Annotated in this window: 23 protein-coding genes; 6 read left to right on the forward strand and 17 right to left on the reverse strand. The window is 42.2% G+C overall.

Translation table 11 applies throughout. The features are described 5' to 3' along the window. Positions 1 to 353 precede the first annotated feature (353 nt). On the reverse strand, positions 354 to 650 hold the full coding sequence (locus F899_RS10455; RefSeq protein WP_005222659.1) for a hypothetical protein: 297 nt from the start codon (positions 648 to 650) through the stop codon (positions 354 to 356). A 176-nt stretch (positions 651 to 826) separates the two neighbouring features. Continuing rightward, positions 827 to 1,852: a type I glyceraldehyde-3-phosphate dehydrogenase gene (locus tag F899_RS10460; protein WP_005222660.1), complete on the reverse strand. Its 1,026-nt coding sequence runs from the start codon at positions 1,850 to 1,852 to the stop codon at positions 827 to 829. A 409-nt stretch (positions 1,853 to 2,261) separates the two neighbouring features. Here F899_RS10460 and alaS point away from each other — a divergent pair, with 409 nt between their 5' ends. The 3 genes from alaS to csrA all read left to right on the forward strand — a co-directional run bounded on the left by alaS (position 2,262) and on the right by csrA (position 6,808). After that, complete coding sequence (gene alaS, locus F899_RS10465) at positions 2,262 to 4,955, forward strand: alanine--tRNA ligase (RefSeq protein WP_171063862.1); 2,694 nt, start codon at positions 2,262 to 2,264, stop codon at positions 4,953 to 4,955. A gap of 64 nt (positions 4,956 to 5,019) precedes the next feature. Continuing rightward, a complete protein-coding gene (locus F899_RS10470; protein ID WP_004892566.1) occupies positions 5,020 to 6,300 on the forward strand; it encodes an aspartate kinase in 1,281 nt (426 codons plus the stop codon). Between the two features lie 253 nt (positions 6,301 to 6,553). Beyond that, positions 6,554 to 6,808, forward strand: coding sequence for a carbon storage regulator CsrA (csrA, locus tag F899_RS10475; protein ID WP_004892562.1), 255 nt, complete (start codon positions 6,554 to 6,556; stop codon positions 6,806 to 6,808). A gap of 109 nt (positions 6,809 to 6,917) precedes the next feature. Here the strand turns inward: csrA and rnhB are convergent, their stop codons facing one another. The 7 genes from rnhB to yaaA all read right to left on the reverse strand — a co-directional run bounded on the left by rnhB (position 6,918) and on the right by yaaA (position 13,079). Then, entirely contained in the window at positions 6,918 to 7,511 is a 594-nt protein-coding gene (gene rnhB, locus F899_RS10480; RefSeq protein ID WP_004892558.1) for a ribonuclease HII, read from the reverse strand. A gap of 71 nt (positions 7,512 to 7,582) precedes the next feature. Then, on the reverse strand, positions 7,583 to 7,945 hold the full coding sequence (locus F899_RS10485) for a hypothetical protein (protein ID WP_390882837.1): 363 nt from the start codon (positions 7,943 to 7,945) through the stop codon (positions 7,583 to 7,585). Positions 7,946 to 8,098: 153 nt separating this feature from the next. Next, positions 8,099 to 8,446, reverse strand: coding sequence for a hypothetical protein (locus F899_RS10490; protein WP_005222663.1), 348 nt, complete (start codon positions 8,444 to 8,446; stop codon positions 8,099 to 8,101). 60 nt (positions 8,447 to 8,506) lie between these two features. Then, positions 8,507 to 9,508: an adenosine deaminase gene (locus F899_RS10495; protein ID WP_005222664.1), complete on the reverse strand. Its 1,002-nt coding sequence runs from the start codon at positions 9,506 to 9,508 to the stop codon at positions 8,507 to 8,509. A gap of 77 nt (positions 9,509 to 9,585) precedes the next feature. Continuing rightward, positions 9,586 to 10,908 carry an NCS2 family permease gene (locus F899_RS10500; RefSeq protein WP_004892544.1) on the reverse strand — a complete coding sequence of 441 codons (1,323 nt, stop codon included), beginning with the start codon at positions 10,906 to 10,908 and terminating at the stop codon, positions 9,586 to 9,588. 404 nt (positions 10,909 to 11,312) lie between these two features. Further along, a complete protein-coding gene (locus F899_RS15580; protein ID WP_155756525.1) occupies positions 11,313 to 11,474 on the reverse strand; it encodes a hypothetical protein in 162 nt (53 codons plus the stop codon). Positions 11,475 to 12,296: 822 nt separating this feature from the next. Further along, positions 12,297 to 13,079, reverse strand: a complete 783-nt coding sequence (gene yaaA / locus F899_RS10505; protein ID WP_004892538.1) for a peroxide stress protein YaaA — start codon at positions 13,077 to 13,079, stop codon at positions 12,297 to 12,299. A gap of 124 nt (positions 13,080 to 13,203) precedes the next feature. Here yaaA and F899_RS10510 point away from each other — a divergent pair, with 124 nt between their 5' ends. Beyond that, on the forward strand, positions 13,204 to 13,833 hold the full coding sequence (locus F899_RS10510) for an alpha/beta hydrolase (RefSeq protein WP_005222665.1): 630 nt from the start codon (positions 13,204 to 13,206) through the stop codon (positions 13,831 to 13,833). A 43-nt stretch (positions 13,834 to 13,876) separates the two neighbouring features. Here the strand turns inward: F899_RS10510 and F899_RS10515 are convergent, their stop codons facing one another. From F899_RS10515 to pheA, 4 genes are all read right to left on the reverse strand, one after another. Beyond that, positions 13,877 to 14,242: a hypothetical protein gene (locus F899_RS10515; RefSeq protein WP_004892531.1), complete on the reverse strand. Its 366-nt coding sequence runs from the start codon at positions 14,240 to 14,242 to the stop codon at positions 13,877 to 13,879. A gap of 100 nt (positions 14,243 to 14,342) precedes the next feature. Beyond that, on the reverse strand, positions 14,343 to 16,589 hold the full coding sequence (locus F899_RS10520) for a bifunctional prephenate dehydrogenase/3-phosphoshikimate 1-carboxyvinyltransferase (protein ID WP_005222666.1): 2,247 nt from the start codon (positions 16,587 to 16,589) through the stop codon (positions 14,343 to 14,345). 3 nt (positions 16,590 to 16,592) lie between these two features. Continuing rightward, complete coding sequence (gene hisC / locus F899_RS10525) at positions 16,593 to 17,684, reverse strand: histidinol-phosphate transaminase (RefSeq protein ID WP_005222667.1); 1,092 nt, start codon at positions 17,682 to 17,684, stop codon at positions 16,593 to 16,595. A 65-nt stretch (positions 17,685 to 17,749) separates the two neighbouring features. Next, entirely contained in the window at positions 17,750 to 18,859 is a 1,110-nt protein-coding gene (gene pheA, locus F899_RS10530; RefSeq protein ID WP_004892523.1) for a prephenate dehydratase, read from the reverse strand. Between the two features lie 485 nt (positions 18,860 to 19,344). Here pheA and F899_RS10535 point away from each other — a divergent pair, with 485 nt between their 5' ends. Next, positions 19,345 to 19,863: a DJ-1/PfpI family protein gene (locus tag F899_RS10535; protein ID WP_005222668.1), complete on the forward strand. Its 519-nt coding sequence runs from the start codon at positions 19,345 to 19,347 to the stop codon at positions 19,861 to 19,863. An 82-nt stretch (positions 19,864 to 19,945) separates the two neighbouring features. Here F899_RS10535 and F899_RS10540 read toward each other — a convergent pair whose 3' ends face one another. After that, positions 19,946 to 21,088, reverse strand: coding sequence for an acyl-CoA dehydrogenase family protein (locus tag F899_RS10540; protein ID WP_005222669.1), 1,143 nt, complete (start codon positions 21,086 to 21,088; stop codon positions 19,946 to 19,948). A gap of 167 nt (positions 21,089 to 21,255) precedes the next feature. After that, positions 21,256 to 22,599 carry a dicarboxylate/amino acid:cation symporter gene (locus F899_RS10545; protein WP_004892515.1) on the reverse strand — a complete coding sequence of 448 codons (1,344 nt, stop codon included), beginning with the start codon at positions 22,597 to 22,599 and terminating at the stop codon, positions 21,256 to 21,258. 414 nt (positions 22,600 to 23,013) lie between these two features. On the opposite strand from F899_RS10545, the gene F899_RS10550 reads away from it, so the two are divergent. After that, a complete protein-coding gene (locus F899_RS10550; protein ID WP_005222670.1) occupies positions 23,014 to 24,015 on the forward strand; it encodes a glycosyl transferase family protein in 1,002 nt (333 codons plus the stop codon). 58 nt (positions 24,016 to 24,073) lie between these two features. On the opposite strand, the gene F899_RS10555 is transcribed toward F899_RS10550, so the two are convergent. Then, positions 24,074 to 24,346, reverse strand: a complete 273-nt coding sequence (locus tag F899_RS10555) for a YeaC family protein (RefSeq protein WP_004815365.1) — start codon at positions 24,344 to 24,346, stop codon at positions 24,074 to 24,076. A 3-nt stretch (positions 24,347 to 24,349) separates the two neighbouring features. Then, a complete protein-coding gene (locus F899_RS10560; protein ID WP_004815364.1) occupies positions 24,350 to 25,252 on the reverse strand; it encodes an NAD(+) kinase in 903 nt (300 codons plus the stop codon). Between the last annotated feature and the right edge of the window lie 209 nt (positions 25,253 to 25,461).

Below are 25,461 nucleotides of genomic sequence, written 5' to 3' on the forward strand. Positions count from 1 at the left end.
CCTTAAAAAAAACTTTAAGGTTTTATCTTGAACTCTATACTTTCCAAAATAACCAGCAAATACTTCAGAAAAATTAATTTTTAAATGTTTAAAAAAATCCCGCATAAATACAAACTGCACGGATTTGAATACCTAAGAAAACAGCACTATTCAGGCAAATTTGAAGTTAATAGGACAGTACCCTGCACTTCTTATAAAAATACAGTTCGTTATTAGATTAAATTTAGCCTACATCTATATGTAATACATCAGGTTTCAGCATGCTGCCTACCATTATAATGAGTGTAATTTCGGCAGGAGTTTTGTGCAGCCTGCTCTTTTAGACTGCTTAATCAGAAAACCATTTTCGAAGATTATTGTTTTGGTTCAACTACTTTTGCCAGCAGATGCACCAGCTCGGCATTCTGTAATTCGACCTGTTTTAGTTTGTTCGTGGTCTGGTCCAGTACTTCTTGCTGTACATGCATTTTCTTCGCCAGATCCTGCATAATCTCTAAGGTCTTTTTTAGATTATCTTCCAGATTTGCGACCTTTTGCTCGACCGCAACACCCTCCAATTCAGGACCAGTTTCAACCTGATTGAACTGCAGCCAGATCAGGAAAATCACCGCCAGTGTCAGGAGTGTAATAAAGCCCCACATTAATAACATTGCTTTTGCTCTTCTAGTTGGTCGCCTGAGTTTTATCATAATCAAAAAAACAGGCGATATTGTAACGATTTTATCGGAATGCCAGCACCAGATATCGACTGGTAAAGTAGATTAATTTTCTTTATACATCAATATACTTAAGAATAAAATTTACTTAAGCCATAGATTAGAGCGCTTTATGCATTAAAGGAATGACATAAATCTAGTAACCGGTTGGCATAACCCCATTCATTGTCATACCAGGCAAATACTTTGGCCTGCTTGCCTACGACTAGGGTCTGGGTCATATCCACAATCAATGAATACGGTGAATGATTAAAATCGGAAGAGACTAAAGGTTCATCCGTGATCGACATGATTTCAGTATAGTCGTGAGCTGCTGCTTTGATTAGGACGTCATTCAGCTGATGATCGGTAATATTGGCTTGAGTCACAAAAGTTAAATCAATGGCTGCCACATTAATGGTCGGTACACGAATCGAGTAACCATCAATCCGGTTTTCCATTTTCGGCATTACGCGTTTTAAGGCACCTAAAGCCGAAGAAGTCGTCGGAATAATATTTTGCCCTGAAGCTCGAGCACGACGTAAGTCGCGATGTGCATGGTCTAGGACTGATTGATCCGCAGTGACCGCATGAATTTCAGTCATTAGCGCGGTATCAATACCGAAAGCATCATCTATGATTTTAACCAGCGGCACTAATGCCTGCGTGGTACAAGATACGCTGGAAATGATCTGGTCACTGTTTTTCACATCACGATGGTTCACGCCATAAACAATCGCAGCATCTACACTGTCAAACGGCGCTGCACCAATGATCACACGTTTGGCACCGGCAGTAATATGCTGGGTCGCTGCTTCACGGGAACGGAACAGACCGGTACATTCCAGTACCACATCAACATTCAGCTCCTGCCATGGCATCTGAGCTGGGCTGGCTTGACGCAGGACTTCGACTTTTAAACTGGCATCCTGATAAGACACATGCAGATAAACACGTTCCTGTTCATAGCTGAGGTCGACCTGCCCTGGAAAGCGGCCATGAGTGGTGTCGTATTTGAACAGATGCAGTAAAGTTTCCACATCGGCAATGTCATTAATGGCAAAGATGTCAAAATTAAAATCTTTCGGATTTTCAAACCATGCACGTAACACATTGCGTCCGATTCGCCCAAAACCATTAATTGCGATACGTTGCATCGACATTCCCTTAAGCAGCATAAAACTTTGAGTGCCCTATATTAATAGAATTATGCAGCTGACTGATAACTATTCAGCCAAATCCTTTAAAATTTACACAGTATGTCCAATATTTCACCGAATAATTTATGTTTTATAATCGTGAATATTCTCTTTAATCCTGACAGATTTTAAATAAATTGCTGTTCTGACAATAGCTTTTGATTTTACAGGTCATTTTGCAGAATTTACCAATATTCATTCCTTAGAGTTTTATGATCTATAAATATGAAAATCATTGGTCGAACAGGCATTTTCCGTTATAATTTGGCGTTTTTAAAAATTTAAGCCCCGCATTGCAGCAAAGAACCAACCTTCTTGTCAGACTGCACTGCTTTTGCCCAATCAGAAATTATGGAGTGACTTGGTTGTGAGTACTCGTTTTATGACATCAGCTGAAATTCGCGAAGCTTTTTTAAGCTACTTTGAATCGCAAGGGCATACACGTGTCGCGTCGAGTTCTCTGGTTCCTGCCAACGACCCAACATTATTGTTTACCAACGCCGGTATGAACCAGTTTAAAGACTGCTTCTTAGGTCTGGAAAAGCGCGATTATGTCCGTGCGACATCTTCACAAAAATGCGTACGCGCAGGCGGTAAACACAACGACTTAGATAACGTTGGCTACACAGCGCGTCACCACACATTCTTTGAAATGTTGGGTAACTTCTCGTTTGGTGACTACTTTAAACGTGATGCAATCAAATTTGCTTGGGATTTCTTAACATCTGAGCAATGGCTAGGTCTGCCAAAAGATAAACTTTATGCCACTGTTTACCATACAGACGACGAAGCATTTGAGATCTGGAACAAAGAAATTGGCCTAGATGCATCTCGCATTATCCGTATTGGCGATAACAAAGGCGGTCAATACGCATCAGATAACTTCTGGGCAATGGGCGATACAGGTCCATGTGGTCCATGTTCTGAAATTTTCTATGACCATGGCGATCACATCTGGGGCGGTTTACCGGGCACACCTGAAGAAGATGGCGACCGTTTCATTGAGATCTGGAACAACGTATTCATGCAGTTCAACCGTACTGCAGATGGCGTACTCCACCCTCTTCCAGCGCCTTCTGTGGATACAGGCATGGGCTTAGAGCGTATTTCTGCAGTTCTACAACATGTGAACTCAAACTACGAAATCGACCTATTCCAGCACTTGTTAAAAGCAGCTGCTGAAATCATTGGTTTAGATACGGCTGAACTTGAAGCAAAAGCACAAGCTGAAGGCAAACCGGTTGAATACCCTGCGTCACTTAAAGTGGTGGCTGACCATGCACGTTCATGTTCATTCCTCATCGCTGATGGCGTAAACCCATCGAACGAAGGTCGTGGTTATGTGCTACGTCGTATCATCCGCCGTGCAGTGCGTCACGGTAACAAATTGGGTGCGACAGGTTCATTCTTCCACAAAATGTTGAAGCCTTTGATTGAAGTGATGGGTGCTGCGTATCCTGAACTTGCAGCGAACCAAGCACGTATCGAAGCGCAACTTCTGAAAGAAGAAGAGCAATTTGCAAAAACACTTGAGCAAGGTTTGAAATTGCTTGAAGGCGAACTTGCAAACTTAAAAGGTTCTGTGATTCCAGGTGAAGTGGTGTTCAAACTTTACGACACTTACGGCTTCCCAACAGACCTTACAGCTGACATCGCGCGTGAACGTGATTTGACGATCGATGAAGCTGGTTTTGAAACTGAAATGGCGGCACAACGTCAACGTGCGCGTGATGCAGGCAAATTTGCCATCGACTATAACAGCGTGGTTAAAGTTGAAGGCGAAACTCAGTTTGAAGGTTACGATGCAACTGCAGGCGAAGGTCAAATCATCGCAATCTATAAAGATGGCGAGCAAGTCGATGAAGTGGTTGAAGGCGACGAAGCACTGATCGTACTGAATCAAACGCCTTTCTATGCAGAAAGCGGTGGTCAAATCGGTGATACAGGGATCTTCAAAAACGATACCGGTATTTTCGAAGTTCAAGACACCAAGAAATCTGGTGATGCATTCGTTCACCAAGGTATCGTAACCATGGGTAACCTCAAAGTTACTCAAAACGTAGAAGCAACTGTAAAAGCAGACATCCGTGCAGCGACTGCACGTAACCACTCTGCAACGCATCTTCTGCATGCTGCACTGCGTCAAATTCTTGGTGAACACGTACAACAAAAAGGTTCTTTGGTTGCATCTGACGTATTACGTTTCGACTTTGCCAACGACCAACCTGTGACATTTGAACAGCTACAAGAAATTGAACGTCTTGTAAATGCTGAAGTGATTGCCAACACCCCTGTAACCACTGAACTGCTTGATATCGAATCTGCGAAAGCAAAAGGTGCGATGATGTTGTTTGGTGAAAAATACGGTGACGAAGTTCGCGTACTGTCTATGGGTTCAGTGATTGAAGAGAAAAACTTCTCAATCGAACTGTGTGGTGGTATTCACGTAAAACGTACAGGTGACATCGGCCTGTTCAAGATCACCTCTGAAGGTGGTGTTGCAGCAGGTGTGCGTCGTATTGAAGCGGTGACAGGCACTAAAGCAATTGAAGTTACTCAAAAAGTGGATCGTGATATCAACACGATTAATGGCTTATTGAAAGCACAAAAAGACCAAACTTTAGAGAAAGTTGAAGCGATTGTTGACACAGCATCAAGCTTGCAAAAACAAATCGAACAACTGAATCAAAAATTGGCAAGCCTACAAGCGGGTGAACTGTTAAGCCAAGTTCAAACGATTGCAGGTCGTCAAACACTCATCACAACCGTTCAAGGCATGGATGCAAAAGCACTTCGTAACTTGCACGATGGTGTGAAATCTAAATTAGAAAATGCAGTGATTGTTCTTGCAGGTGTAGAGGGTGACAAGGTGAGCTTGATCGCATCTGTGGCGAAAGATTTTACTGCTTCTATTAAAGCGGGTGACATCATCAAACACTTGGCAACTGAGCTTGGTGGTAAAGGTGGTGGTAAACCTGACTTGGCACAAGGTGGCGCGCCACTTAACGAGAAGTTTGCAACAGTGATGGCTGATCTAGCAGCTTGGCTTGAAGCAAAATAAAAACTTCATTTTGTGTAACTGACCCTGATTGGAACATCAGGGTCATGGTTTGAATGGAACAACTATGGCATTAATCGTTCAAAAATATGGCGGTACCTCAATGGGTACTCCCGAGCGCATTTTAAATGTTGCTCGTCGTGTGAAGCGCTGGCATGACCACGGCCACAAGGTGGTTGTTGTTGTATCAGCTATGAGTGGTGAAACCAACCGCTTACTTGCTTTAGCGAAAGCCATTACCGAAACCCCTGACCCGCGCGAACTTGACCAAATGGTTTCTACCGGTGAACAGGTAACGATTTCGATGTTAGCAATGGCATTGAACTCGATCGGTGTTGAAGCTAAATCTTTGACTGGTCGCCAGGTTGGGATTAAAACCGACAGCGCTTTCACCAAGGCTCGTATTGAAGCGATTGATACCGATGTTTTGACTGAAAACCTAGATGCTGGCCGTGTCATTGTCGTGGCAGGTTTCCAAGGCTTTGATGCCAATGGCAACACAACGACTCTAGGTCGTGGTGGTTCAGATACTTCTGGTGTTGCACTTGCCGCTGCATTAAAAGCTGATGAATGCCAAATTTACACAGATGTAGATGGTGTTTATACAACTGATCCGCGTGTTGCACCAAAAGCGAAAAAAGTTGACCGTATTTCGTTTGAAGAAATGCTGGAAATGGCATCCCTTGGTTCTAAAGTCCTTCAGATTCGTTCAGTTGAGTTTGCAGGTAAATACCAAGTGCCATTACGTGTACTTTCAAGCTTCGACAACGACAACGATGGCGCGTTTGATGAAGACTTCAAAAACAACGTCGGAACCCTTATCACTACTGAATTGGAAGACAACATGGAACAGCCAATTATCTCTGGTATCGCGTTTAACCGTGACGAAGCTAAACTGACTATTCTGGGTGTTCCAGACGAACCAGGTATTGCCTCTAAAATTTTAAAACCAATTGGTGATGCCAATATCGAAGTCGATATGATCATCCAAAACGTTGAAGAAGATGGCACCACCGACTTCACGTTCACAGTCAACCGTGGCGAGCTTGCAAAAGCGAAAAAAATCCTTGAAGAAACAGCGCAAGCGATTGGTGCACGTGAAGTAGCGACTCGTGATGACATCGTAAAAGTGTCAATCGTGGGTGTAGGTATGCGTTCACATGCAGGCGTAGCAAGCAAAATGTTTACTGCTCTTGCAGACGAAGGCATTAACATTCTGATGATCTCGACTTCTGAAATTAAAATTTCAGTGATCATTGAAGAAAACTACCTAGAACTTGCGGTACGTTCACTTCACACTGCATTTGGTCTAGATCGTGAGTCTGGCGAATCAAGCGCACGTGCTTAATGATTGATTTGTAATTTATTGTCGTTGTCTGACATTATTTTGCAAAACTTCATAAAAAATCAGAGCCACTATAGTTTTTTTTATAGTGGCTCTGTTATATTAAGGGCGAGGATTTATAGAAAATTTAAATAGATGATAATCCCAACCAAGATGGTGCGTGGTGATCTGTTCGATTTTCTCTTGTGATTTCAAGTTGTGTTTCAACATACATTCTAAATTGAATGCACGTTTAGCGTTTTGCAAGGAGATAAACATGCTGATTCTGACTCGCCGTGTCGGAGAAACTTTGATGATTGGAGACCAAGTCAGCGTGACTGTGCTTGGCGTAAAGGGCAACCAGGTACGTATTGGGGTGAATGCGCCAAAGGAAGTTTCTGTCCACCGTGAAGAAATTTACCAGCGTATTCAGCATGAACGTGCAATGCATGAGCATCTTCAACATATTGACCAGGACTATCAGCCTTCATTTGAAGATGATACCTCTTCTCAGAATAACTTTAATCGTTAATTTCTGCGAAAAATAATAAAGCGGCTCTAGGCCGCTTTTATTTTTTTCTACACTTTTACCGCACTTCACTTAGACATTCTATGTATTTATAAAATATTCTATAAATGTCTTATAGCTCCAGTTCACTCTGTTCTTGCATAGCTGCAATGGCTTTACGCACAGGACCAAAACTGCGTCGATGCTCTTCAATTACCCCATGCAAGGCAATTGCTTCAAAATGTGCTTTGGTTGGATAACCTTTGTGCTTGGCAAAACCAAAGTGTGGGAATTTATGATCCATTTCAACCATCTGATGATCACGAGTTACCTTAGCCAGAATACTTGCTGCTGAAATCTCGGCATGCAGTGCATCCCCACCAATGACAGCATCACAACTCATCGCCAAACCTCGAGGAATCTTGTTGCCATCAACCAGTACATGATCTGGTTGAATATCAAGTGCTTCTATCGCACGACGCATCGCCAGCAATGAAGCCTGCAAAATATTATGTTCATCAATTTCTGCTGCAGATGCTTCGGCAATTGCCCAAGCCAATGCTTTTTCCTGAATTTCAATAAATAACTTCTCACGTTTCTTTTCAGTGAGTTTTTTCGAGTCATTCAGGCCTTCAATCGGATTATTCGGATCAAGAATAACTGCAGCCGCCACCACTGAACCCACCAATGGACCACGCCCTGCCTCATCTACACCTGCAATTCGCATCATATTTCCTTCAATTATTCAGCCCAAATATAAAAGCGGCCAAAGTGGCCGCTCATTTAAGCAAATCTTGCTTAGTTTTTCAAAGTTTCTACAACACAGGCATTCAATGTGCTACTTACCACTTTAGTTACCAAGGTTGCTTGAGAAGTTTTGTCCATTGCAGCAATAACCAGGTCAGCTGCTGTTACGCTAGTAGTCGCTTTCTCAGCTACACATGAACATACTTCGTTTTGTAATTCAGTCTGCTGAGTTTCAGTCATCAACTTAGATGCTGTTTTCCAGTAGGTATTATTGTTGATTTCAGTGACGCATTTTGCTTGCACGCCTACTTTGACTGCAGCCATTGCCAAGCCGTTCGCTGTAGTTGCAGCAGTTGAACCTGTTGTACCTATTGTACCATCAGTGGTAACACAAGCAGTTAAAACAAAAGCCATGGGTGCAAGTACAGCTGCTAATTTTTTCACTGTAAATCCTATGTTGTGAATTAAAGATGCACTATTTTGCCGAAAATTAAAGCGTGAATAAATCACTATTTCAGCCCATGGAGTCAGTTGTGCAATTAAACGACGCCCATTGAAAACCCTGACCTATTTCACTAATTTCTGTACACAGCCTTTCAGACTATTCGCTACAGCTTGACGTGCCAACTGGTTTTTCGCTTCTTCATTTACTGTTGCTTTAAGCAAAGTTGATGCCGGCACATCTTTTAAAGCATGTTCACCCACACAATCACAGACATTGTGTTCCAGTTTGGCTTTATTAGTGTCCTGCATCAGATAGGTCGAAACTTTCCAGACTTTGGAGTCTTTGAGTTCTTGCCCACATTGATAGACAATCACTGGCTTTAAAGCTTTTTGAGTCAGACTTATATCGGCATGACTATGTGTCCAGAAAGCCAAAACAGCCACAGATATCGCGATAATATATTTTTTCATGAATTTACTCATTCAACAGAAAAAAGGCGGAGCGAACTCCACCTCTTATATATAGTTTACTTAGACCAATACTTTGATCTTGCTAATCCAGTTGGCCTTGTCTGCTTCACTGATAAATGAGGCTTCAAAAGAATTGATCGCTAACTGTTTTAACTCATCATTGCTTAGATCCAAAGCTTCAGCAATAGCAATGAAATTGTCATTCATATAACCACCAAAATAAGATGGATCATCCGAATTCACAGTGACATGCACGCCCTGCTGTAACAGGCGACGAATATTATGTTGCTGCATATCATCTACCACACAAAGCTTTAAGTTTGACAGTGGGCATACTGTCAGCGGCATTTTTTCTGCAATCAAACGCTGCATCAATGCCGGATCTTCCTCAGAACGTACACCATGATCAATACGGTTCACTTTCAACAGATCTAAAGCTTCCCAGACATATTCTGCCGGACCTTCTTCACCCGCATGTGCCACAATCAGGAAACCTGCTTCACGCGCTTTAGCAAAGACATGTTCAAATTTAGAGGGCGGATGTCCAACTTCACTTGAATCCAGCCCCACCCCAATAATTTGATCTTTATATGGCAAAGCCTGTTCTAGAGTTTCAAATGCTGCTGCTTCACTGAGATGACGCAAAAAACACATGATCAGATGTGAAGTAATACCGAGTTTTTCTGCGGCATCATCACACGCACGTTGCAGACCATTCAGTACCGTTTCGAAAGCAATTCCACGATCGGTATGGGTTTGTGGATCGAAGAACATTTCGGTATGTACAACATTGTCTTCGGCACATTTTTCAAAATATGCCCAGGCCAGATCGTAAAAATCCTGTTCATGAATCAGAACATTGGCACCAGCATAATAAATATCTAAAAAGGATTGCAGATTATGGAAATTATAGGCCTGCCTAACTTCCTCAACCGACTGGTAAGGAATGGCAATCTCATTACGTTGTGCAATTGCAAACATTAACTCAGGTTCAAAAGTACCTTCAATATGCACGTGCAGCTCTGCTTTTGGCATCGCCTGTATTAATTCAAGACGGTTCATCACTACTCCTGATTAAACCTGAGAAAAATAAAAAAGGGCGCAAACTGAGTTTACACCCTTTCTGAATTTGACAAAAATCAGCCACCGAATAGCGCGAATTTCAATGCCCAAAGCACAGCAACAATCCACACCATATACGGTACAGTTGAAGCCTTACCTGTGAGTAATTTAATCAAAGCATAGCTGATAAAACCCATCGCGATACCATCAGCAATTGAATACGTGAATGGCATGAACACGATAGTCAAGAATGCTGGAACAGCTTCTGTGATATCGTCCCAATCAATATGTACGATGCCTTGAATCATCAACACACCCACAAACAAAAGGGCTGGTGCTGTTGCAAAGCTTGGTACAGATTGAGCAAGAGGTGCCAAGAATAAGCAGGCAATAAACAAGAAACCGACAATCACTGCGGTTAAGCCTGTACGACCACCTGCAGCTACACCTGCTGAAGACTCAATATATGGTGTAGTTGAAGACGTACCTAATGCTGCACCTGCCACAATTGCAGATGAGTCAGCAAATAGTGCTTTTTTCAAGCGAGGTAATTTACCATCTTTTAATAAACCTGCGCGGTGAGAAACACCAACAAGAGTACCTGTTGAGTCGAATAAATCGACCAAGAAGAATACGAAGATGACACCGATCAAGCTTGCAGTAAACAAACCCTCAAAGTCCATTTGCATAAAAGTTGGCGCAATTGAAGGTACAGCACCGACCACACCTTTAAATTCGCTCAGGCCCATGGCAGCCGAAATGCCCGTCAGTACTAAAATACTGATGATAATTGCACCACGAACTTTAAAATGATGCATCACAACAACCATTAAGAAACCAAGCAATGCAAGCAATACCGATGGCTGTTTAAGGTCGCCTAGACCAACTAAAGTTGCTGGGTTATCGACAATAATTCCTGCATTTTTCAGCGCAATAAGCGCAAGGAACAAACCAATACCACCACCAATCGCCAGTTTTAAGGACATTGGAATAGCATTGACGATTGCCTCACGTATTTTGAACATACTGATGGCAATAAATACCAGACCTGACACAAAAACGGCGCCCAATGCAGTTTGCCATGGCACACCCATTCCCAGACATACAGAATAGGTAAAGAAAGCGTTCAAGCCCATGCCAGGTGCAAGCGCAATTGGATAGTTTGCTACAAGACCCATCACTAGACAGCCAATTGCGGCTGCAAGACAGGTTGCAACGAAGACAGCCCCATGATCCATCCCTGTTTCGGATAAAATCATTGGATTGACAATAATGATGTAACACATGGTTAAGAATGTCGTTACACCTGCAAGAACTTCTGTACGGAAACTGGTTTTGTTTTCACTCAGTTTGAACAGACGTTCCAGCATGTTTTCGGAAGATGGATTAGGAGTCGTCATGACCTAGCCCCTATTGAGTAAACTTTATGCCTGAGCATTCCATAAAATCCCTCTACTTATTAGGTAAAGGATTTTGCGGATGAGTTAGCAACGAATATGCCAGCATCGCTATTCGACGGGTCAAGTAATCTTAAAGCACAGCAAAACAGTAACTATGCACTAAGCACAAAAAAACTAAACAAAAAAGCTGCATAACCTTATGCAGCTCATTAATAAATGAATTGAATCAATTGGTTACAATAACTCAAATCTGATCCAATATTTTGTTTTCAGAATTATAACACATTGATTTTTTATTGTTTCTAAAATTTAACTTTAATTCTCTATTCAATTTTCAACTGTTCAGTCATTTGAAAAGTTCATTGATTTTATGCAGTTAATAGCTCACTCAAGCAGATATCTTCTTAATGACGAATGTGCTTACCCTCAATTGCCTGCAAAGAAATCTTGGCATCGGTAATGATGCGGCTTATTTCCTGCTGGCGCCTGTTTTCACTTTGCTTATACACATAGTATCCCAGTACCCCGACCAATAAAGCGCAAACTGGAATTACATAACTTTTCATAATTATAGGCATTCTTTTACATTTTTAAAATTGTATGAATAAATTATCAACTAATCATGTGACAAAGTAGGTGAAATTCTATATGAATTGTAATCAATATTATGAATTTGTAACCTAATTGACTCAGTTTAGCTTTATCAATATCAGGAATTCTACAATAAAAAAATAATGCTTTTATTGTTAATACAAAGCATTAATCTTTTTAAATATTTTTATTAAAATACATTTCTTTCATAAATCAAAAAATGATTGTTTTATTCATATTTATAGATATTAAAAGCCCTTTCTCCCTTTGGGATGAGAAATATTACTTCGAACAGGGTGAGGAGATTTATTAGAAAAAATCTCTCTCTGAGGAGCATGCTCCGCAAGCCTCCTTGTAGGAGAGGTAATTCCCTTTATAGGGATTCAAAAATGATTTATAAAAAAATCCTATAATTAAAATTAATTATGAAAATCTTAAATAAATATCTATTTCTAGTGAATATTTAATTTAAATAAACTTTAATTGTTTTGAAATAAAGAATGGGGAAAATTGAGTTTCTTACAGCCTTATCTATAAATTTTTCTAAATCAATTTTTCTGACCCATTGTCAAAATCATCGATTAAAACTTGTATATTTTAACTGCTAACTCTCCCATATTTGCCGTTCTACTTTGAAATAGAATAAATTTTATCCTTTAAAATTAATGCTTCTTTTTGTAGCAGAATTCTTATCTGTAAAAAGAAAAAACTTATTTTATGCGCCTTTTTAATGCTTAATTATTCATATATAAAAAAAGATCACCCACAGATGATCTTTTTTTATTAAATAAGACTACCTAAGCAGCGAGTTGTTCATCACGCTTGAATACCAGCTCACCTTTAAGAGAACTCTCTGAATCAAAGTAGTACCCATCAGTATTAAAACCTTTCAGTCCCTCTACGCGATCGATCTGGTTTTCAATAATAAAGCGTGCCATCAGGCCACGTGCTTTCTTGGCATAAAAGCTAATCACTTTATATTTGCCATTTTTCTGATCCAGAAACACAGGCTTGATGATTTCTGCCTGGATTTTACTTTCCTTCACAGATTTATAGTATTCATCAGAAGCAATATTCACCAAAAGTTCTGAATTCGCCGCTGCGAGATCATAATTGATCAGCTCAGTAATGGTATGTCCCCAGAATTCATACAGGTTATGACCACGAGAATTGGCAAGTTTTGTTCCCATCTCTAATCGATATGGCATCATCAGATCCAATGGACGTAACAAACCATATAAGCCGGACAGCATACGCAAATGTTCCTGGGCATAGCTAATATCATGATCTTTTAGATTATAGGCATCCAGACCTGTATAAACATCGCCCTTAAAGGCAAAAATCGCCTGTCGTGCATTTGACAGATCAAACTCTGGCTGCCAGTCACGGAAACGCTCAACATTAAGATTGGCAATTTTTTCACTTACTGACATCAGACTGGAAATTTCTGTTGCTGATAACTTGCTGGCAACTTCTATCAATTCCTGGGAATGTTCCAGCAATCTTGCTTGCGTATGCTGATCTGTTGGTAACGATGATTCGTAGTCGAGGGTCTTTGCAGGGGAAATTAATGCGAGCATAGCCAACCTGGTTAAAAAGTGATTAATCAAACTATATCAGTCGAGTTATTTTAATTCCAATTCATGTTTTTACTTAATACAATCGTTAAAATACGCCTTTCTCCCCTCATTTATCGATTTTCCTATGTCCGAGCAAATTTTCCTTCAGGGTCCTGTGGGACAAATTGAAGTTTTTGTGGATTATCCTCAGGGTGAAGTGAAAGGATTCGCGGTTGTTTGTCACCCCCATCCATTACAAGGCGGTACACCACAACATAAAGTTCCAGTATTGCTGGCACAAATGTTTTTAGAGCGTGGTTGTGTTGTCTATCGTCCAAGTTTCCGTGGTTCTGGTCAAAGTGATGGAATACATGACGAAGGCTATGGTGAAACTGATGATGTACTTGAAGTGATTAAATTCGCTCGTACTCAACATATTGGCTTGCCATTCTATGCAGGCGGCTTTAGTTTCGGTGCGCATGTCATGGCCAAAAGCTATGCCACGCTACCTATAGAATTACAGCCTAAACAGACGGTTTTATGCGGTTTGCCAACCGCCACCGTAGCAGGTTTACGCCACTATGTAACACCGCATATTAAAGGTGACATTCTGTTCCTGCATGCTGAAGCCGATGATGTAACCCTGTTGTCGGATCTGATTGAATGGGCTAAACCACAGCGTCATTTGTTGACCATTTTACCAGGTGCCAATCATTTCTTTACTGGTTACCTCAAACAGTTACGTATTGCGATTACGCGCTTTTTAATGCTGTAAAAAAATTCCATAATTAAAAAAAGCGGCTCAATGGCCGCTTTTTTTAATTTTTCCATTCGAATTCACTAAAGCTTTCTTGCTCTTTGAGTGAAGCTTCTACGGCCTGTGCCAGTTGATTAAGGAGGCTTTGTTCGGTAATCCGATCCAGCCAGTCTTGTTCTTCATCTGGATAAGATACAATCTCACAGACAAAATGCCCTTCACTGTCACGACTTTCGCAACTCACCGAAAGTGGCAATGCGTGTTCATCTACTGCAACAGCAACCTGTCCACCACTTTGTGGCAGGGTTTGAAAGCCATATTTTCCTAGTTCATCAGCAAGAAATTGCGCGACATACTCTTGGGTCTCACGACTATCCTGTAATTGCTGTTGGCTTTGAGTATTGGCAATAAATTTTAATTTTCGCATCGCTACATCCAAATGGCTTTTTTCTTGTATGGGTTTAGCATAAGCCAATATAAACAAAACAGCCAAGCAAAAGCTTGGCCGTTTCACATAAATTTAAGGATTATTCTGTCACTTCAATCGCCAGACCAGCCTGAGATGTCAGTGCAGTAAAGGTTGGGAAGCTGGTCGCGACTGTTTCAGTCCCGACAATCTTGATTTCACCTGAGTTACGCAGACCTGCAATCGAGAAACTCATTGCGATACGGTGATCATGATGCGATTCAATTTCACCACCGGTAAAGATTGGTGACCAGTCACCTGCCTTGCCTTTACCTTCAATGATGATGCCATCTTCAGTTGGGGTACAGTCAATACCCATGGTTTTTAAACCATCCGCCATGACCTGAATACGGTCTGACTCTTTCACGCGAAGCTCTGCAGCACCGGTCAAAATCGTCTGACCTTCGGCACATGCCGCTGCAATAAACAATGCAGGGAATTCATCAATGGCTAATGGCACCTGATCTTCTGGCATATGAATACCTTTTAAGGTACGAGTACCACGAATATGAATATCTGCAATCGGTTCACCGCCCGCAATACGCTCATTTTCAACTGTAATATCTGCACCCATCTGTTTCAGGATTTCAATCACACCAGTACGGGTGGGGTTAATACCGACGGCTTCAAGGGTGACGTCCGAATTTTCAGTAATGGCAGCACCCACCATAAAGAAGGCTGCTGAAGAAATGTCTGAAGGCACCTGAATATTGGTTCCGACCAGCTTACCACCACCTTGCAGTGAAATCCGGTTACCTTCAGTTTTCACTTCATAACCAAATGCACGCAGCATACGCTCAGTATGGTCACGAGTTGGTTCAGGCTCAGTTACCGAAGTTTCACCCTCCGCCCACAGGCCTGCAAGTAGAATTCCTGATTTCACCTGAGCAGAGGCCATTGGCAAATCGTACTGAATCCCTTTAAGGTTTTGGTTGCCGGTGATGGATACAGGTGGCGTACCGCGCTCACCCGTAGTCTGGATCTGCGCGCCCATTTCACGTAAAGGCTTGGCAATACGTTCCATTGGACGTTTAGACAGTGAAGCATCACCGGTCATCACAGAATCAAATTTCTGCGCTGCCAGCATACCGGACAACAAACGCATTGATGTACCTGAGTTGCCCATATACAGTGCAGACTGTGGTGCTTTCAAACCATGCATCCCCACACCATGAATCGTCACTTCACCATTTTTAGGCCCCTCAATGCTCACGCCCATATCACGGAAAGCTTGCAGAGTCGCTAAAGCATCTTCCCCTTCAAGGAAACCGGTCACATGGGTTGTACCTTCAGCGATAGCACCAAACATGATGGAACGGTGTGACACAGATTTGTCACCTGGCACGGTAAATTTGCCCTGGAATTTCTTGGCACCCGGCTGAATGGTAAATTGTTGTGTCACTTGATTTTTCTCCATGAAAGGTTTCTTGGCGAGCATATGGTTGAAATGCTGGCGAGCTGCCTGCGCATGTCCCAGTAAGCCCATCAATGCTTGGGAATCTTCGTCTTCAATCAGCTTGCGGATAATTTCCAGCTGAGCCTCAAAGCCATCTACAGCATTCAGAATTGCTTTTTTGTTGGCAAAAAAGATGTCATGCCACATTTGTGGATCACTGGCTGCAATTCGGGAAAAGTCCCGAAAGCCGCCCGCAGCATAACGAAAAATATCTAAATTGTCTTCACGCTTGGCCAGTTGTTCGACCAGGTTAAAGGCCATCAGATGCGGAAGATGACTGGTATGCGCCAGCACTTCATCATGCTTTTCCACATCCATGCAAATCACTTCCGCTTTTGCCGCCTGCCACAGTTGAATCAGTTTATCGACTGCCCACGCTGCACTGGTCGGCAACGGCGTCAAAATCACTTTATGATTGGCAAACAGATCAACTTTGCCTGCATGCACACCCGTATGTTCTGCACCGGCAATCGGATGACCCGGTACAAAACCTGCAGGTAATGCATCACCAAAAACCGCTTTGGCCGCCTCAACTACATTGCCCTTTGTGCTACCCACATCGGTAATAATGGCACCTTCAGCCAGATAAGGCTGAATCGTTTCCAATACTTTTTGCGTAGCACGTACGGGTAACGCCAGGACGATCAGGTCTGCACCTTTGACAGCTTCTACAGGATCTGCATAGCCTTCGGAAATTAATCCCAAGGCTTTGGCATCTTCCAGCGTTTTTTGCGAACGGGTCGATGCCACGATGTCATTGGCTAAATGTTCAGCCTTAATCACACGTGCCAGACTTGAACCAATCAGTCCAAGTCCAATAAAGGCAACTTTTTCAAACAGTGGCTGCGACATAACTTAAGCTTTTGCCTCTAAGCCAAGTACTTTGCCGAGTGCAGCAAGGAATTTGGCATTTTCAGCTTCGGTACCAATCGATACGCGCAAGTGGTTAGCAATACCCACTGGACGCACAATCACACCTTGCTTTAATAAACCATTAAAGGTTTCAGCAGGATCTGCTTGAACATCGACCAGGATGAAGTTGGCACGAGATGGCACATAGTTTAGACCTAGAGCTTTAAAACCCGCTTCAAGCTGTGCCATACCTGCCTTGTTCACTTCACGAGATTTTTCGATGAAGGCTTCATCTTTCAGTGCAGCAACTGCAGCCACCATCGCCAAATGGTTAACGTTAAATGGCTGACGGATACGGTTTAAATAGTCCGTTACTTCAACCGATGCCAATGCAAAACCAACACGCAGTGCAGCCAGACCATAACACTTAGACAAAGTGCGGCTGACAATCAGGTTAGGATACTGCTTCAGGAATTTCAGGCTATTGAAGTTTTCCGGGAAATATTCCACATACGCTTCATCCAGCACTACGATCACATTTGCCGGCACTTTCTGCATGAACGCTTCAAATTCAGCTTCTTCAAACCAGGTGCCTGTCGGATTATTTGGATTGGCAATAAAGATCAGCTTGGTATTGTCTTTAATTGCAGCTGCCATGGCCTCAAGATCATGCGAGAAGCCTTTTGCTGGTACTTCAATCGCTTCAGCATGGATCGCTTGAGTTACCAGAGCATATACTGCAAATGCATGCTGGCTGTAAATCACAGAATCGCTTGAAGAAACGAATGCGCGGGCAAACATTTCCAGTAAGTCGTTTGAACCGTTGCCCAAAGTAATCTGGTCATGATTAAAACCAAATTGTGCTTTGATCTGGTCTTTCAGGATAAAACCACCACCATCTGGATAACGACCAATTTCTTCCAGTTCTGCAGCGACTGCTTCTTTGACTTTATCTGAACAGCCCAACGGGTTTTCATTTGAAGCAAGTTTCACAATATCAGTGATCCCTAACTCACGTTCAAGTTCACTGATTGGCTTACCTGGCTGGTATGGCTTTAACTTTGAGATGCCTTGATTGGCTGGCACGAACGACATTTTATACTTCCGATTTACGTGTGAAACAGTGGTCAGCACCCTCGCACTGACTACAAATGGCTGACTTAAAGTACAGCTTGAGGATATGAACCCAATACGCGAACTTCTTTCACCAATGGGCGAATTTCTTCAATCGCAGCTTTAACATGTTCCTGATCGATATGACCTTCCAGATCGATAAAGAACACATAAGCCCATTTTTCAGGAAGTGCAGGACGAGTCTCAATACTTGTTAGACTAATGTTGTGCTTGGCAAATGGTGCAAGGATCTCAAGCAATGCACCGGCGCGGTCATGCGCTGACACCAGCAGTGAAGTTTTGTCATTACCGCTTTGTGGTACTTTCTCGCGGCCAATCACCAGGAAACGTGTGGTATTTTCCGGATTGTCCTCGATATTGCTGTGCATGATCTCAAGATTGTAGATATTCGCAGCAATTTCTGAAGCAATTGCAGCAGAATGCCATTCATTCTGAATACGGCGTGCTGCTTCAGCATTTGAACTGAGTGCGACACGCTCAACACCTGGATAATGGGCATCTAACCATTTACGGCATTGTGCCAAAGTTTGTTGATGCGCATAAATCTGCTTGATACTGTCTTTACGGGTATTTTCAGAGATCAGGAACTGGTGATGAATTGGCAATTCCACTTCACCAATCACATTCAAATGCGAAGTTTTGAAACAGTCTAAAGTATGGTTCACCACACCTTCAGACGAGTTTTCAACTGGTACCAGACCATAATGCGCACTTCCCGCTTCTACTTCACGGAACACTTCATCAATGGTTGGCAATGGACGTACTACAGCATCATGCCCAAAATGTTTCAATACTGCTGAATGCGTATAGGTACCCACAGGCCCCAGGAAAGCAATACTTTGTGGTGCTTCGAGCGCTAAACATGCCGACATGATTTCACGGAACAGACGTGCCATGGTGGTATCAGACAGTGGCCCCTCATTACGTTCCATAACATTACGCAAAACCTGCGCTTCACGTTCAGGACGGTAAAACAGTGGATTCTCTTCTGAAGCAAACTTTGCTTTTGCTACAGCTTCTGCCAAACGCGCACGGCGATTAATCAATTGCTGAATTTGCTGATCAACTGAATCGATATCTTCACGAATCTTAGCCAAATCAAGAGAAGTCGTAGTGTTTTGATCGTCGTTGATCATTGTTATGTCGCCCTTCATAAACCGTAACTGTTTCAGTATAACAATAGTAAGCTTTCAAATGTTACGCAATATGACTTTGTCTTTTAAAAGTCAGTTATTTATGCGTTGCCTAACCACTCATCGCATCTGCAATGTTTGGTAACATTTTCCACAGCGTATTCAGCAAAAGTTACATTATCAAATTGTAAAGTTTGCGTTTGCATCTTAACTGATTTTAGGATGGATGAATTATCATTATTTCTTAATCTATATAACGATTTTAACCATAAGAAAAATCATACAAAGACTCAAAAATCAGCAATGGAAGGATGTTGCTAGATGATCAATAGTTCATTTTAAAATTACCGCTCAACATCCTGCACATATGCTTTTTTTACTTGTTTTAACAGAGTTTCTTACATTTAACATGTATTTATTTACAAAGCAGGGACGATTTTTAAACCTTATCCCGCTAGTCTGTTCAAAACTTAGGCAGGAGCAAATACATGCCAAAAAGAATAGCTGTGCTCGTCACTCATAACTTTGATGATCAGGAATATTTTGAACCTGTAGAAGCCTTTCGTGCTGCCAGTCACAGTATCTGCAATATTGACCATGAAGCTGGAAAGGTCATATATGGTCAGAAACATACAGCTTCAGTGACTATAGATGAAAGTATTGACCAAATCTGTGTCGATGATTTTGACGCATTACTAATTCCAGGTGGAGAATCTCCCCTGACCTTCACTTCAGATGCTGTTGTTCTAAAGTTGATTCAGGAATTTAATGCAGCCAATAAAACCATCTTTAGCATCTGCGATGCTTCATTATTACTCGGTGCAGCTGACGTGCTGAAGGACCGGATTATTACCAGTATTCGTGACCATGCGCACTGGCTGCAAGATGCAGGCGGTCGTTATTATGATGCAGAACTAGTCAATGATAATAACCAGTTGATCTCTTCACGTGCACCAGACGATTTATCTGTGTTTATTGATGAGTGCCTAGAAGTATTAAGATCTTAAAATATGAAAAATGTAATTTGCTCCCTTACATAAAAATGAGCCCTTATAGACTCACTTTTACTTTATAGCGAATGAAATACTTTTAGCGACCTAATAGGCTACGTGCCACGATTTCTTTCATGATCTCGTTCGTACCACCATAAATCCTTTGGATACGCGCATCGACAAAGAAACGGGAAATCGGATATTCAGTCATATAGCCATAGCCACCAAACAGCTGGAGCAAATTATCCGCAATTTTCATCTGCATGTCAGTTGAAAAACTTTTTAAGGCTGCTGCCGTTTCAACATTCAGCTTGCCCTGCATATACAACTCAACATTCTGGTTATAAAACGCCGCTGTTGCCAGTTCATCAATCTTGGCCTGTGCCAATACAAAGCGAGTATTCTGGAATTGGCCCACTGCCTGACCAAAGGCTTGACGCTCTTTGACATAGGTCGTGGTGATATCAATTGAACCACGAATCGCACCCAAAGCCGTAGCCGCAATCGCAGTGCGCTCACGTGGCAGTTCTTGCATCAGGTATGCAAAGCCTTGGCCTAGTTGACCGAGTAACTGATCTTTTGGCACTTTGACATTATCAAAGAACAGCTCAGAAGTATCTTGTGAGTGCAGGCCAATCTTGTCCAGATTGGTGCCTTTCTTGAAACCTTCCAGATGAGTATCTACCAAAAGTAATGAAACACCTTTGGCACGCGCCTGTGGGTCGGTTTTTACAGCCAGCACCACAAGATCGGCATGCTGACCATTCGAAATAAAAGTTTTGGAACCATTTAACAGATAGTGGTCGTCCTGCAAAATGGCGCTGGTTCGAATTGCCTGCAAGTCAGAACCGGCACCTGGTTCAGTCATACCGATGGCACCGACCACCTCACCAGTCACCATTTTAGGCAGCCAGTATTTCTTCTGTTCTTCAGTGGCGATATGCAGGATATAGGGTGCAGCAATATCCGAGTGGCATGACAAACCAATAGAGAGTGCACTAAACCCTGCACGTGCCGACTCTTCGAGTAACATTAAGGAGTAATGGGTTGGCACACCATAGCCACCATATTCTTCTGGAACATCCACACAAAGAAAGCCATTTTCACCCAGCGCATTCCATACTGAACGTGGAATCTTGCCCTCACGTTCCCATTGCTCATAGTGCGGTGCAATCTGTTCGCTCATAAAGCGTTTAAAGTTATCGCGGAATAATTCCAGGTCTGCATCATATGCCAGCATTGTTCTATCCTTGTGGTGTTTATCATTATATTTCCACAGACAGGCTAGCGATTTTTAAGGTCAGTGTCATGCGCTAATACGATTTTTTTTCAAACTTTACAGTCAATTTATTTTAATAAAAATTTAAAAAAGGAAGCCGAAGCTTCCTTTTTTTAAACAGACTGAAATCAGTGAGATTTAACGCCTTCTTGCTGCATTAATTCATCAATTTCTGCCGGATTGTTTAATGCATAATCCAGTTTTTCTTTGTCCAGCTGACCGACCCATTTTGCAACAACCAGAGTCGCCAATGAGTTACCAATCAGGTTAGTCAAAGCACGTGCTTCAGACATGAAACGGTCGATACCCAGAATCAGTGCCAAGCCCGCTACCGGGATATGACCTACTGCAGACAGGGTTGCAGCCATTACGATAAAGCCAGAACCTGTTACACCTGCTGCACCTTTAGATGAAATCAATAGCACAAGAAGCAAGGTAATCTGATGAGATAGATCTAGCTGGGTATTGGTTGCCTGAGCGATGAAGACTGCCGCCATGGTCAGGTAAATAGAAGTCCCGTCCAAGTTGAAAGAATAACCTGTTGGAATGACCAGACCGACTACTGATTTTTCTGCACCTGCCAGTTCCAGCTTTTTCAGCATACGCGGCAATACAGATTCAGAGGATGAAGTACCCAGTACAATCAGCAATTCTTCGCGGATCAGACGGATCATTTTCATGATACTGAAGCCGGTGAAACGTGCAATCGAACCAAGAATAATGAAAATAAACAGGATACAGGTGATATAGAAGCACAGAATCAATTGACCCAGCTGCGCCAGTGTACCGATACCATATTTACCGATCGTAAATGCCATGGCACCGAACGCACCGATAGGTGCAAGTTTCATGATCATGTTCACGATGTTAAAGAATACATGTGAAATCTGGTCAATGAACTTCAGTACTGGCTTACCATTATCTCCCAGCTGATGCAGGGCAAAACCAAACAGGAGAGCAAATAGCAGTACCTGAAGGATTTCCCCTTCAGCAAATGCGCCCACTACCGTATTTGGAATGATATTCATGAAGAAATCGATGGTCGATTGTGACTCACCTGATGCAACATATTTCGAGATACCTTCCGTATCCAGAGTTGCTGGATCAACGTTCATACCAACACCAGGTTTGGCAATATTGATCACAAGCAGACCGATCACCAAGGCAATCGTCGATACGATTTCAAAGTATAGTAAAGCAATACCACCTGTCTTGCCGACAGATTTCATGCTTTCCATACCTGCAATACCACTCACTACCGTACAGAAAATTACTGGTGCGATAATCATTTTGATCAGGCGGATAAAGCCATCACCCAATGGTTTCAGCTGTTCGCCCAAACCAGGAACATATTGTTCAGCACCATTGATAATTTGCGTACCGCTTGGTGAGAAGTGACCCACGAGGATACCGGCAATAATGGCAACAATCACTTGAAAATAAAGTGACTTATAAATAGGTTTTTTAGCCATGACCTTAGTTCACAATATACTTCTAACAAGAAGCAATATTCAGTTTTCACTTATTTAAGAAAATAAGCATCCAATACTTCATTGCCTTAAACAAAAAAGTGCTTACGTATCAAGAAATTAATCTGATACCGAAAATAGATTGTGTATGTACGTTTAACAATTACAGGAACACCGCTCTTCAGCAGAAGTTAGTGTATTGATCAGGAGATGAAGCAAACACAAAAAATCAAGAGAAATTTTAACCGCTTTTTAGACTTTTGTTTAACCCAAAATGTTAAATTTGTCTAAATAATAATCAATATTCCTTAGACTATAGTCTTATAAAACTATAATTCTTCTGCAAAATAAGAAGGTGAAATACCAATATCAGCGTAAAATATGCCAATACTTGATAAACATGATTGACCTATCTCTATGACCACAAAGCGAAATATTTATAAAGATGCTGAACATCCTTTTGCCCAGTTTATTCGTATTATTGGTAAAGGAAAGAATGGTGCACGCTCGCTCAGTTATGATGAAGCCTATCAAGCTTTTAGTATGATCCTGAAAAATGAGGTGCTGGATGTGCAGCTAGGTGCCTTCCTGATGCTACTGCGCGTAAAAGAAGAATCCGTCGAAGAACTGGCAGGTTTTGTTCAGGCAACCCGGGATCAGCTTAATTTTAAAGATCTAGATGTAGACTTGGACTGGTCATCTTATGCTGGCAAGCGCAAGCATTATCCATGGTTTATCCTGTCTGCCCTCACCTTGGCCAAGCATGGCTATAATATTGTCATGCATGGTGCAGCTGGGCATACTTTGAATCGGGTTTATACTGAGCAAGTATTAGAATACCTAGGCTATTCTATTTGCCACAGTGAGGTTGAAGTCGAACAGCAGCTGCAAGAAAGACATTTTGCTTATCTGCCTTTAGATGTGATTTCACCTATCCTGGCTGAGCTGATCGGACTGCGAAATGTTATGGGTTTACGTTCTCCTATTCATACATTGGCGCGCCTGATTAATCCATTCAATGCCAAAGCGACTTTACAGGCCATTTTCCATCCGGCTTATCGTGGTTCACACCAGCGCGCTGCTTTTCAGCTCGGTTATCAAAATAGTGCTGTGATTAAAGGTGAAGGTGGCGAGTTTGAACGTAACCCTGATGCCAAAACCTTAATTTGTGGTATCAAGAATGGCGAACTGTATGAACACGAACTGCCTAAACTGACGGACAATCGCAGTCCGATTGAAGAAGAGCTGAATCTGGCTGTATTTAAAGAAGTCTGGGATGGTCAACGTTCGCATGAGTATGGCGAAACCGCAGTGGTTGAAACTATCGGTATTGCGCTATATACCATGGGCAAATGTGACAGCTATGAAGCAGCGATGCAGAAAGCTAAAGAACTCTGGAATACTCGTCTTTCGGTTTGAACAAAATCATTTATTTCAGACATTAAAAAGACCACGTTTGTGGTCTTTTTGGTTTCAATTAAACGAAACGAATGGGTCTGAATTCCGGTTCATTCTTGTGATGATCATCATCACATTCTTCACCTTCTTCTTTGGTACCGCGGTCGATATAACCACTACGTTCAGTTTCAGGCAGATGTTTAATTTCCCAGGCATACACGGCTTGCATACACGTCTGACGCTGCTCTTCCGTCAATGCCACACCGTTCGGCCATTTACCAATTTCAATCGCAGTACGCAGTCGGTCTACAATCTCAGGATTGAGCATAGAAAGCATTTGTTCAATATTCATGATTTAATCCCGATTCTGATAATCAAAGTCTTGGTTCCAGCCGAGCTTGGTCCGACACGCCATATAGAAATCATAACCCGGTGGATGTAAAAGTTGCAGTTTAAATGGGTGTTTACGAATGTGAACCGTATCTCCCACATTCAAAGAAATGCTGTGCTGTCCATCTGCGCTGACCATTGGCATCACGCGATTTTTACGGATCACCAGCTTAATTTCACTATGTCCTCCAACCACAATCGGTCGGGATGACAGGGTATGCGGATGCATGGGTACCAGCACAATCGCATCCATACTTGGATGTACAATTGGTCCACCACCAGAAAGTGCATAGGCAGTTGAGCCTGTTGGTGTCGACACGATCAGACCATCACTATGCTGACGATAGACATATTGCCCATCAATATTCAGCTCAAAGTCGATCATGTGCACGGATTTACCGGAATGAAGTACGACATCATTCAGGGCAATCGCATCATGGATAATTTCGCCTTTAGACCGGATTTCCAGTTCTAACAGAAAACGTCGCTCAAGCTGGAATTCACCTTTAAGGACCTGATCCAGCTTGAAGATGACTTCTGTCGGCTTGATATCCGTCAGGAAGCCCAAGCGGCCACGGTTCACACCGATGACAGGAATATTATATTTGACCAGTGCCCGGGCAGCATGCAGCAATGAACCATCACCACCAACCACAATGACCAGATCGACCACCTCACCAAGCAAGGCGCGGCTCACTGTCTGGGTATTTTCATAAGGTACCAGCGCAGCGGTATCTGCATCAAACACTGGATGCAGGCCCACGTTCAACAAATGATCATGAATAAGACATAAGGTTTCAACTACTGAAGATTTATCAGGACGTCCTACTAACCCGATATTTCGGAATGTCTTATGTGAAATTAGCACCAGTCTCGTCGCTCCGCTACGAATCGCTCCTATAATAGCATTAAGCTCTGGCTCGTTGACAATTTTCCCTGGTTTTTATGTATAAGTAGAGCAAGTTAGAAATAATATTATGCAGACTAAGTGTATTTTTTAATTGATATTTTTTAACCAATTTCTCTTTAAATATTGCAAATTCCCTAAAAGCTTCGCATGATTAGCAGAATTTTACA

This window comes from Acinetobacter sp. CIP 101934 (assembly GCF_000369585.1).
GTDB lineage: Bacteria > Pseudomonadota > Gammaproteobacteria > Pseudomonadales > Moraxellaceae > Acinetobacter > Acinetobacter schindleri.

What these genes read in the sequence shown, in the direction of transcription:
- F899_RS10455 (WP_005222659.1), bottom strand. Translation starts at nt 650, where the DNA reads ATGTTATTAATGTGGGGCTTTATTACACTCCTGACACTGGCGGTGATT.
- F899_RS10460 (WP_005222660.1), bottom strand. Translation starts at nt 1,852, where the DNA reads ATGCAACGTATCGCAATTAATGGTTTTGGGCGAATCGGACGCAATGTG.
- F899_RS10470 (WP_004892566.1), top strand. Translation starts at nt 5,020, where the DNA reads ATGGCATTAATCGTTCAAAAATATGGCGGTACCTCAATGGGTACTCCC.
- csrA (WP_004892562.1), top strand. Translation starts at nt 6,554, where the DNA reads ATGCTGATTCTGACTCGCCGTGTCGGAGAAACTTTGATGATTGGAGAC.
- rnhB (WP_004892558.1), bottom strand. Translation starts at nt 7,511, where the DNA reads ATGCGAATTGCAGGTGTAGATGAGGCAGGGCGTGGTCCATTGGTGGGT.
- F899_RS10485 (WP_390882837.1), bottom strand. Translation starts at nt 7,945, where the DNA reads ATGGCTTTTGTTTTAACTGCTTGTGTTACCACTGATGGTACAATAGGT.
- F899_RS10490 (WP_005222663.1), bottom strand. Translation starts at nt 8,446, where the DNA reads ATGAAAAAATATATTATCGCGATATCTGTGGCTGTTTTGGCTTTCTGG.
- F899_RS10495 (WP_005222664.1), bottom strand. Translation starts at nt 9,508, where the DNA reads ATGAACCGTCTTGAATTAATACAGGCGATGCCAAAAGCAGAGCTGCAC.
- F899_RS10500 (WP_004892544.1), bottom strand. Translation starts at nt 10,908, where the DNA reads ATGACGACTCCTAATCCATCTTCCGAAAACATGCTGGAACGTCTGTTC.
- F899_RS15580 (WP_155756525.1), bottom strand. Translation starts at nt 11,474, where the DNA reads ATGAAAAGTTATGTAATTCCAGTTTGCGCTTTATTGGTCGGGGTACTG.
- yaaA (WP_004892538.1), bottom strand. Translation starts at nt 13,079, where the DNA reads ATGCTCGCATTAATTTCCCCTGCAAAGACCCTCGACTACGAATCATCG.
- F899_RS10510 (WP_005222665.1), top strand. Translation starts at nt 13,204, where the DNA reads ATGTCCGAGCAAATTTTCCTTCAGGGTCCTGTGGGACAAATTGAAGTT.
- F899_RS10515 (WP_004892531.1), bottom strand. Translation starts at nt 14,242, where the DNA reads ATGCGAAAATTAAAATTTATTGCCAATACTCAAAGCCAACAGCAATTA.
- F899_RS10520 (WP_005222666.1), bottom strand. Translation starts at nt 16,589, where the DNA reads ATGTCGCAGCCACTGTTTGAAAAAGTTGCCTTTATTGGACTTGGACTG.
- hisC (WP_005222667.1), bottom strand. Translation starts at nt 17,684, where the DNA reads ATGTCGTTCGTGCCAGCCAATCAAGGCATCTCAAAGTTAAAGCCATAC.
- pheA (WP_004892523.1), bottom strand. Translation starts at nt 18,859, where the DNA reads ATGATCAACGACGATCAAAACACTACGACTTCTCTTGATTTGGCTAAG.
- F899_RS10535 (WP_005222668.1), top strand. Translation starts at nt 19,345, where the DNA reads ATGCCAAAAAGAATAGCTGTGCTCGTCACTCATAACTTTGATGATCAG.
- F899_RS10540 (WP_005222669.1), bottom strand. Translation starts at nt 21,088, where the DNA reads ATGCTGGCATATGATGCAGACCTGGAATTATTCCGCGATAACTTTAAA.
- F899_RS10545 (WP_004892515.1), bottom strand. Translation starts at nt 22,599, where the DNA reads ATGGCTAAAAAACCTATTTATAAGTCACTTTATTTTCAAGTGATTGTT.
- F899_RS10550 (WP_005222670.1), top strand. Translation starts at nt 23,014, where the DNA reads ATGACCACAAAGCGAAATATTTATAAAGATGCTGAACATCCTTTTGCC.
- F899_RS10555 (WP_004815365.1), bottom strand. Translation starts at nt 24,346, where the DNA reads ATGAATATTGAACAAATGCTTTCTATGCTCAATCCTGAGATTGTAGAC.